The organism is Frankia sp. KB5 (genome assembly GCF_002099325.1).
Taxonomy (GTDB): domain Bacteria; phylum Actinomycetota; class Actinomycetes; order Frankiales; family Frankiaceae; genus Frankia; species Frankia casuarinae.
This window is the reverse complement of the sequence record NZ_MRUJ01000262.1, coordinates 1-9,210: the sequence shown is the minus strand read 5'-3', so window position 1 is coordinate 9,210 and position 9,210 is coordinate 1. Positions and strand designations below refer to the sequence as shown.

At 69.1% G+C, this 9,210-nt stretch carries 6 protein-coding genes and 1 tRNA gene; 2 read left to right on the top strand and 5 right to left on the bottom strand.

The window, feature by feature from the left end:
- Together KBI5_RS21415 and nifJ are read right to left on the bottom strand one after the other, a co-directional pair.
- Positions 1 to 352 (bottom strand): heme-binding beta-barrel domain-containing protein (locus tag KBI5_RS21415; RefSeq protein ID WP_241883075.1); only part of this gene is annotated, 352 nt, incomplete at its 3' end.
- 221 nt (positions 353 to 573) lie between these two features.
- Positions 574 to 4,089: a pyruvate:ferredoxin (flavodoxin) oxidoreductase gene (gene nifJ / locus KBI5_RS21410; RefSeq protein ID WP_085016255.1), complete on the bottom strand. Its 3,516-nt coding sequence runs from the start codon at positions 4,087 to 4,089 to the stop codon at positions 574 to 576.
- Between the two features lie 218 nt (positions 4,090 to 4,307).
- On the opposite strand from nifJ, the gene KBI5_RS21405 reads away from it, so the two are divergent.
- Both KBI5_RS21405 and KBI5_RS21400 read left to right on the top strand, forming a co-directional pair.
- A complete protein-coding gene (locus KBI5_RS21405) occupies positions 4,308 to 5,276 on the top strand; it encodes a ParA family protein (RefSeq protein WP_085016254.1) in 969 nt (322 codons plus the stop codon).
- Positions 5,277 to 5,490: 214 nt separating this feature from the next.
- A tRNA-Leu gene (locus tag KBI5_RS21400) sits at positions 5,491 to 5,575 on the top strand.
- Here KBI5_RS21400 and KBI5_RS21395 read toward each other — a convergent pair.
- From KBI5_RS21395 to KBI5_RS21385, 3 genes are all read right to left on the bottom strand, one after another.
- The gene (locus KBI5_RS21395) at positions 5,557 to 7,227 is read right to left on the bottom strand and encodes a recombinase family protein (protein ID WP_085016253.1); all 1,671 of its coding nucleotides are present in this window, start codon (positions 7,225 to 7,227) and stop codon (positions 5,557 to 5,559) included. The genes KBI5_RS21400 and KBI5_RS21395 overlap by 19 nt on opposite strands.
- 282 nt (positions 7,228 to 7,509) lie before the next feature.
- Complete coding sequence (locus KBI5_RS21390; RefSeq protein WP_085016252.1) at positions 7,510 to 8,235, bottom strand: recombinase family protein; 726 nt, start codon at positions 8,233 to 8,235, stop codon at positions 7,510 to 7,512.
- Positions 8,228 to 9,127 carry an SAM-dependent methyltransferase gene (locus KBI5_RS21385; protein WP_198537869.1) on the bottom strand — a complete coding sequence of 300 codons (900 nt, stop codon included), beginning with the start codon at positions 9,125 to 9,127 and terminating at the stop codon, positions 8,228 to 8,230. The genes KBI5_RS21390 and KBI5_RS21385 overlap by 8 nt, the downstream gene beginning before the upstream one ends.
- Positions 9,128 to 9,210: the final 83 nt, after the last annotated feature.

Here is a 9,210-nt window from a genome sequence, read left to right as displayed (position 1 = left end):
GGACCGCACCGCGGGGCACCATGAAGCACCGCATGACGTGGCCGAGATTGGCGTCCCACAGCCAGTAGCCGATCTCAGTGTGGAACGCCTTCTCCTCGCCAGCCCGCCACGCGGCCATGTGGTAGTCGAGGCCRTAGAGACACTGCGGGCCGTTGTCCACGGGACCGAAGGGCTTGAAGGTGACCCTCTCGCGGTACGGGGTCTCGATAATCGTGCCCTCGGCGTTGCCGAAGGCAACGTCCACCCCCTGGTCGCCCTCCCACGCACCGGCCAGGGCCGCCAACGGACCGAACTCCGGGCCGACTTTTCCCGCCTTCTCCGTCTTCCCTGGCTTTCCTGTCGTTTTCGTCACCGCAAATCCTCCTTGAACGAGGAACCACCTACAGGTGGCACAATTCCGGAACATGCCCGGAACATCTCGACATTACTGTCAAATTCCTGCAAGCCGCTGTTGCGCGACTCTCAAGCCGCGCCGGACGGCACATTCACCGTGCTCACGGGCTCGCCCTCAAGATCGAACATTTCGCCGGTCTGTGGGCACGGCGCTTTGGTGGGTACGGCGCCGCTTCAGTCTTACGTGGTGGTGTGGCGGGGGTGGGCGGCTTCGTGTTCGTAGGTCTGCCAGCGCCCGAGGATGTCGCGTTGGGCGAGTGCCGCGAGCTCGTCGGCTTCGTCGGGGTTGACGGTGTTGAGGAGGGTGAACCGGGATTCGGTGGCGGCGAACTCGCTGAAGGGGATGGACGGTGCCCGCGAGTCGAGGGAGAACGGCCTTTCCGCGCGGGGGTCGACCCGGTAGAGCGGCCAGTATCCCGATTTCACCGCGGCTTTCTGGTGGRCCAGGCCGTCGGTCATGGTGATGCCGTGGGCGATGCAGTGGCTGTAGGCGACAATGAGGGACGGGCCGTGCCAGCTGGCCGCCTCGTTGAAGGCTTTCACCGTGTGCTGGTCGTTGGCGCCGAGGGCGACCTGCGCGACGTACACGTCGCCGTAGGCGGCGGCGAGCAGCCCGAGGTCTTTCTTGCGGGTCCGTTTGCCGCCGCCGGCGAACTTCGCGACCGCGGCGCGCGGCGTCGACTTCGACGCCTGCCCACCGGTGTTGGAGTACACCTCGGTATCGAGGACGAGCACGTTGACATCGCGTCCCGACGCGAGCACGTGGTCGAGGCCGCCGAAGCCGATGTCGTACGCCCACCCGTCCCCACCGATGATCCACACGCTTTTGTCGACGAGGTCGTCGAGGACAGCGTCGAGGGTGGTGTCGTGGTCGACGGTGGCCAGCCGCCGGCGTAGTTCGGCCACCCGCTGGCGTTGGTCGAGGATGCCGGCCTCGGTCGACTGGTCGGCGGTGAGCAGCGCCTCGACGAGCGTGCCGCCGACCGTCGCGGTCTGTGCGCGCAGCAGTCGGCGGGCCTCGCGGGCCCGGCTGTCGAGCGCGAGGCGTATCCCGAGCCCGAACTCGGCGTTGTCCTCGAACAGCGAGTTCGCCCAGGCCGGGCCGCGGCCGTCGGTGCCCGCCGACCAGGGTGTGGTCGGCAGGTTGCCGCCGTAGATGGACGAGCATCCCGTGGCGTTGGCGACGATGATGCGGTCACCGAACAGCTGCGTGAGCAGTTTGAGGTAGGGCGACTCCCCGCAGCCGGCGCAGGCGCCGGAGAACTCGAACAGCGGCTCCCGTAGCTGCGAGCCGCGGACCGTGTCCGGTGGGGCGAGCGCCGGTGGGACCGCCGGCAGCGTTTCGCGGAACGCCCATCCGGCACGTTCCTCCTCGAAGCGGGGTGCGGCGTCGACCATGTCCAGGGCGCGATGGCCCTCGATCTCCCGGCTCTTCGCCGGGCAGGCCTCGACGCAGATGCCGCAGCCGGTGCAGTCGTCCGGTGCCACCTGCACCGCGAGCCGGAACGCCGCGAGGGTGCGGTCCTTCGGCTTTTTGTGCCGGAACGACGCCGGCGCGTCGGCGAGCCGCGCCGGGTCGAACAACGTCATCCGGATGGCGGCGTGCGGGCAGGAAATCGCGCACTTGCCGCAGTCGATGCACAGGTCCGCATCCCACACCGGAAGCTCGCGGGTCAGGCCGCGTTTCTCGTACCGGGCCGTCCCGACGGGGAAGGTGCCGTCAGCCGGTAGTGCGCTGACGGGAAGCAGGTTCCCCTCCCCTGCCATGATCCGCGCCGTCACCTGCCGGACGAATGCGGGCGCCTCGCCGAGCAGCTGCCGGCGCGCCTGGCCCGTGACCACACGAGCCTGCAGGTCGACCTCGTGCAGGGCGTCGAGCGCGGCATCGATGGCGGCGAAGTTACGCTGCAGCACGGCGTCACCGCGTTTGCCGCGGGCGGCGCGGACCCCGTCCTTGACCGCCGCGATCGCCTCGTCGCGGTCCAGCAGACCGGACAGCGCCAGGAAACAGGTCTGCAGCACCGGGCTTACGATCCCGGGCATGCCGGCCTGCTTCGCCACCCGGTCGGCGTCGACGACGAACAGGCGCGCATCCCGGTCGAGCAGGTGCCGCTGCGCGTCGGCCGGCAGATGCTCCCACACCTTCTCCGGCGCATGCGGGCTGTTGAGCAGCACGGTGGCACCCGGCGCGGCCACGGCGAGCACGTCCACCCGTTCCAGCAGCGAGGACTGATGACAGCCCACGTACTGGGCGTTCTGGATAAGCCACGGGGAGTCGACCGGTCGTGGCGACAGCCGCAGATGCGAGACCGTCATCGACCCCGACTTCTTGGAGTCGAACACGAAGTACGCCTGCGCGTGCAGCGGCGTGCGAGCTGCGACGATACCGGCCGTTGCCCGCGTGGCACCCACCGTGCCGTCGCTACCGAGCCCGTAGAACACCGCCCGCAGCACGTCATCCGGCTCCGGGACACGGTCGTCGTCCACCTCGAGCGACAGGTCCGTGACGTCGTCGCGGATACCCACCGTCACCTCCCGGCGCGGCGCCGCGCCGGCCAGCTCGTCGAACACCGCCGCCGCCATCGCCGGGGTGAACTCCTTCGACGCCAACCCGTAACGGACACCGATCACCCGCGGCATCCGCTCGGGCCGTTCCGCGAACGCGGCGACGACATCCAGCCGCAACGGCTCACCCGACGCGCCCGGCTCCTTCGTCCGGTCCAGGACCGCGACCGACCGCACCGTCGAGGGCAGGCACGCGAGCAACGCCCGGCCGTCGAAGGGACGGAACAAACGAACCTGGACGAACCCGACCCGCTCGCCTCGCTCGACCAGCCGGGTGACCGCCTCCCGCACCGCCGACCGACCCGACCCCATGACGACCACAACCCGCTCGGCCTCGGGATGACCCTGATACTCAAACAGACGGTAGGCCCGGCCCGTCGCCGCGGCCAGCCGGTCCATCACCCCCTGCACAATCCCGGGAACCGCGGCGTAGAACGTGTTCGACGCCTCCCGGGCCTGGAAGAACGTGTCGGGATCCTGGGTGGTGCCCCGGATCACCGGACGGTCGGGGGACAACGCCCGGCGGCGATGGGCATCGATATGCCCGGCAGCCAGCAGACCACCCAGCGTGCCGTCGTCGAGCAACGCCACCTCGTTCAGCTCGTGCGACGTGYGGAAACCGTCGAAGAAGTGCAGGAACGGTACCCGCGACTCGAGCGTTGCCGCATGCGCCACCGCGGCCAGGTCATGCGCCTCCTGCGGCGACGCCGAACACAGCATGGCGAAACCGGTCGACCTCGCCGCCATCACATCACTGTGATCACCAAAGATCGACAGTGCGTGCGTGGCCACGGTCCGGGCCGCGACGTGAAGAACCATCGGCGTGAGCTCGCCGGCGATCTTGAACATGTTGGGCAGCATCAGCAGGAGACCCTGCGAGGCGGTGAACGTCGTCGACAGCGCACCCGCCTGCAACGCCCCGTGCACAGTGCCGGCGGCACCACCCTCACTCTGCAGCTGGACGACCTCGGGCACCGCACCCCACAGGTTCGGGCGGCCCTTCGCCGCCCACGCATCGGCCAGCTCCCCCATAGCCGACGCCGGGGTGATCGGATAGATCGCGATCACCTCGCTCGCCAGGTAGGCCACCAACGCGGCGGCCTCGTTCCCATCGATCGTCTTCTGACCCATACATCCCAGACTCAGGCGTCCGGAGGCGGATCGAGGAGGGACTTCCTTCCCGTCCCCGAAGGCGGAAGTCACCAGTATCCGACTCCCGACGACGTTACCGATCCAGAAACAGCCGTAGTCTGCTGGTGAACCGGACGCGGAAGCATTGCGGGTCCGGCCGAGGAGACACGACGTCCCTCCGCCGCCGGGCGGAGCGCGCGACCGGGAGCGAGGATGCGGTGAAGGCCGTGGCGATCGCCAGCTACAAGGGCGGGGTAGGCAAGACCACGCTCACCGCAAACATCGGCGCCGCGATCGCCCGGCTGGGGAGACGGGTACTGATGATCGACCTGGACCCGCAGGCGAACCTGACCTTCTCCTTTTACCGACCCGAGACCTGGCGGACGGACCTCGCCGACCACCGGAGAACCGTCAAGGCGTGGTTCGAGTCGTGGCGGCCGGAGACCACCCCACCGCCCCTCGCGGGGTACGTGACCACACCATCGGTCGTCAACGCCGCCGTCGCCGCGGGCGGCGGCACGTTGGACCTGCTCGCGTCGCACCTCTCACTCGGCGACATCGAGATGGACCTCACCGCCAGGCTGGGCGGGGCGCGGGCCCACCGGTCCACCAGGTACTACTTCGACGTCTACCAGCGGCTGGCCACCGGGCTGGCGTCCTTCTCCACGTACGACTACGACCTTGTGCTCATCGACTGYCCGCCGAACTTCGGAGTCATCACCCGGGCCGCGATCGCAGCCTGCGACCACCTGCTCATCCCGGCCCGGCCGGACAACCTGTCGACGCTGGGCATCGAACATCTGATGAGCAGACTGGRCCGGTTCGTCTGGGAGTACAACAGGGTCGCGGGGTTGCAGTCCGGGATGCATCCGGCCGTGAAACGACTCGAACCGCGGGTGCTCGGTGTTGTTCTCATGATGGTCCAGTACTACGGCGGTCGGCCGACCAGCTTCCTGCGGCCCTACATCCACCAGGCATCTGGTCTCGGACTCCCGGTGTTCGAGTCGATGCTCCGCGTGAGTAACCGGAGCTTCGCTGGAGCGGCTGGAACCCAACTGCCGGCGGTGCTGTCCGCGGATCTCCCGCCCGAGGTGGCCCGGGAGCTGATCAGCCTGGTCGAGGAGTTCCTCCGACGGGTCGGGGCGGCCAGCCGCATGGCGGGCCCGTCGCATAGGCCCGTCGCGTAGGCGAGGCCCAGAGGCCCCGGCGTCCGGCCAGTCATAATCGACATCCCCCGGGGTGCACCTCAAGCAATGATCATACTGCTTCTCGTTCTCGTCGAAGCGGGCCAGAACTCGCAAGTCGGGACTTGATCGTCTGATGGTCGGGGGTAGCGACAAGCACCCCCTTGGAGCGTGTAGCATCGCAGTCGTTCGCGGGTGAGACATCCGCGAACCACCTGTCCGGGTGGCGGAATGGCAGACGCGCTAGCTTGAGGTGCTAGTGCCCTTTAACGGGCGTGGGGGTTCAAGTCCCCCCTCGGACACGATCCATTACCCCACAGTAGGTTGTGTCGATCTTCATGTCGGCCCTTACTGTGCTGGTGGTGGGTTGGTAGGTCAGTCGCAGGTCGAGCTGGCGGTACAGATCAGCCTTCTCTGCGGGCTCGGCCTCGGCGAGCGCGGTGGCCACGTCCCCGAGCGTTTCGACCATGGTACTGATCTCCTCGCGGGTCAGCGTCCGTTCCTCTCCTCTCCTGGCTTCGTGCAGCTTCCGTTCCGCGGTGGTCTTCTCAGCCTGGGTCTGGGCGATCCAGCCGGTGACGACCGCGGGGTCGGCGCCGGCGTCCAGGGCTGCCCGGTAGCCGGCCAGCTTGGTGCTGCTCTCTTCGATCGTTCGGCGTGCCTGCTCGAGGGCGGGATCGTGGGATGACGGCTTGGCCTGGGCCGTGACCATGGCCTCCAGGGTGTCGGCCAGGCGTGAGGGTGCGAGCGCGCGAGCCACCCACCGGTCCAGCACCGGCAGGATGAGGTCCTCGCGGACGAAGACGTTGCTGGGATGGCGGATCGTGTTCGCGAGGGCGTACTCCTGCGGGTACCGGCAGCGGTAGTAGGTGTCGCCGCGGACGGTGTGCCCCTGCATCTTGCGGTTGCAGACACCGCAGTAGAGCGAGCCGCRCAGCGCGTAGGGACGGCGGGTGCGGGGCAGTTTCTGATCGCCGGGGCCTCGTCCTCGACCGGCGAGGAGCTGCTGGGCCTGGGTGAACGTCTGCCGATCGATGATCTCCGGGTGGACGGTCTCCTCCGACCAGATCCACATGTCCTTCGGGTTCCAGCGCAGCTTGGTCGTGTGACCGAGGCCGACATCGTCGACGTCGAGGAGGACCTCGTCCTTGCGCTGGCGGTTCCAGACCTGCCGGCCGGTGTAGCGGGGGTTGGTGAGGATCGCCCGGACAGCGCCTTTCGACCATGCCCTGCCGGTGCGKTGGGAGTTACGGGCCGGGTCATGCGCCGACGGGCTGGGGATCCCGTCGCGGGTCAGCCCCTCGGYGATCGCGAACAGGCCACTGCCGCGCAGGAACTCGGTGAAGATCCGAACGACGACCGGGGCGACCTGCTCGTCGAGCGCGAGGCCATGCAGCCGGCGGCCGTCGGCCGCCTTGGCCGGGTTGGGGTGCGGACCGAGATCGATCAGCCGATAGCCGTAGGGCGGCCGGCCGCCGAGGAAACGGCCCTCGACCTGTGCCTGGGCGGCCATCGCGGCACGCACCCGGACCTTGACCCGGTTGCGCTCTCCTTTCGACATCCCCCCGAACACGGACATGATCAGATCGTGGGCCTCGTTGTTCGGGTCGATCGGACCCCCGACCTCTGGCACCCACAGCGGCACCCCGTAGTGGCTGAACAAGGGGAACACCAGGCCGAACTGGTTGCCGTAGAAGGCTCTTTGCGGCTCTCCGATCACCACCGCCTCAAAGCCCCGGTTCGGGTCCTTCAGCGCCTGCAGGAGATCGTTCGCTCGTGGCCGCCGCTGCCAGGGCACCGCCCGCGACTGCCCGGCGTCGAAGTACTCGGCGACGATCTCCCCGCCATGCGGTTCGATCAGCGCTTTCGCTCGGGTCTTCTGCCATGCCCGTGATGATTCCGGATCCTGCTGGTCCTCGGTCGAGCACCGACCCTCGAACGCAAATCTGATCATCAGTCAGGTCCTTTCTTTGCGGGTGGAGTATCCGTGTCAACTGTCTGCGTCCTGCTTTTACTGGCCCGCCGTCGCTGAACATGACGAAGGACGCGGAGCAGAGCCAGCGCGAATGCCGGTGTGACGTGGGGGTCCTGGGCGGGCATCACGACGTCAAGCGCGTCCGATCGGGGATCGTGGGCGCCGGTCATCGCATGTACTTCCGCACGATATTCGGCATRCCGCCGTCGAGGCAAGGGGCGGGCCTGTCCTCATTCGCCAGTGAGACCTGGATTGCCGCCTTCATTCGATTCCCCGGCGGCGGCTGCTTTCCGGAGCTGGATCTGGATCTGGCGCGTCAGATTCCGGGATCTCTGCGATGGTGATGAACAGGTCGAGTGCTTCCCGGCTGGCCCGCGTCATCACCTGCGCGCGGTAGAAGGTACGCGCGTCGATGATGGGTTCGTGGGCGTGGCGGCAGATAACCCATCGGTCAGGTGGCACAGGCTGGCCGCCGTGGGTGCGGCCCCAGATGGTGGCGCCGGTGTAGACGGGGTTGGTGAGGATGCGGGCGACGGCCCGGGTGTCCCAGGGGCGGGGATTGCGGGTGGTGGGGTCGATGCGGGTGGGGTACCAGGTGGGTTCGGCACGCAGCCGGTGGGCGATCGCGGTGGGGTCGAGCAGGTCGTCGACGCACCACTGGTAGATGAGCGCGACGGTGGGCGCGGTCAGCGGGTCGAAGGTAAGGCGGATGCGGCGTCGGTGCCGACCGTTGCTGTCGGGGACGGTGACCCGGAGCGGCCGGTATCCGAACGGGACGGGGCCGAGGGAGAACCCGGCGCGCGCGAGGTCGAGTTGGGCGGCGCGGGCACGTTCGGTGGTTCGGGCGTGATGGTCGGCGAGCAGGCGGGCCTGCTGGGCCTGCAGGCGGGTGGCGCGCCGGTGGGTGAGGCGCCACCACCAGCTGGGCCGGCGTGCCGGCAGCGTCGGGGCTGGTGGCAGGGCCGCGATGGGCGAGAGGTCAGACACGGGTGCTCCAGCCGAACGGCAGGCGAGCGGGAACGAGGACCGACCGTGGGTGCACCCGGCCGGTGGTGATCGAGGTGGCCGGGAGGTCCGCGGTACCGGCGCCGTGCGGGGTTGCCGACGCGGATGGGTGCGGCGGTCGGGCTGGCGGGCCGGGTAGTCGTCCTCGTCCGGCCGCGACGAAGATGATCACATCCTGGTGGGTCTGCTGGATGCTGTCCCGGGTGGTTCGGCGGTGCCCGGTGAGGGGCGATGAGGGTGTGCTGGTGAGGGCGACGGCGCGCTGCACCGGGCGGAGCCCGATCTCTCTGCCCGCGGCGGCCACGGTCGTGGCCAGGTCAACCCCGCCGGCGAGGTGGTACGGGGTGACGACGACGACGTGGCCACCGGGCCGGGGCAGGTCCGCGTAGGCGGACAGACGTGCGCGCATCCAGTCCGGGATCGCACCGCTGGTCCCGTGGGAGTCGCCGATGGGTCTGATCAGGGTGAGGACCAGGTCGATCGGTCCGAGTCCGGTCCAGGACCACGGGTCGGGCGGGGCGTCGAGGATCATCCCGTCGGCGGTCGCGCCTCGGACTTTCGCGGCGGTCACGGCGGCGCGGGCGGTCTGCCAGTCGTGTTGGTGGTGGGCGATTCCGATGGCGTGCCGGTGGGCGTGGATGGCCTCGACGACCGCGGTTCCGGGTCCGCAGTCCGGATCGCAGATGGTGTCGCCTGGCTGGCTGTAGACGGCGATGGCGTGGGCGGCGACCGCGGGCAGGACTGCGCAGGTCTCCGTGCTGCTCTCCGTGTTGGTCAGGCGTCTGCCGACGTCGGTCTGGTCGGCGGCGCTGTGCCCGCCAGCCGGCCAGACTGTCGTCACTCGGGTGCGGCGGCGGGCTGAGGCGCGTGTCACCGGCGCTCCCACGAGGTGGCCGACGCGACCGGGGTGAACAGCAGCAGGTCGGAGTGCACCCGCCGGGCTACCGTCCCTCGCGG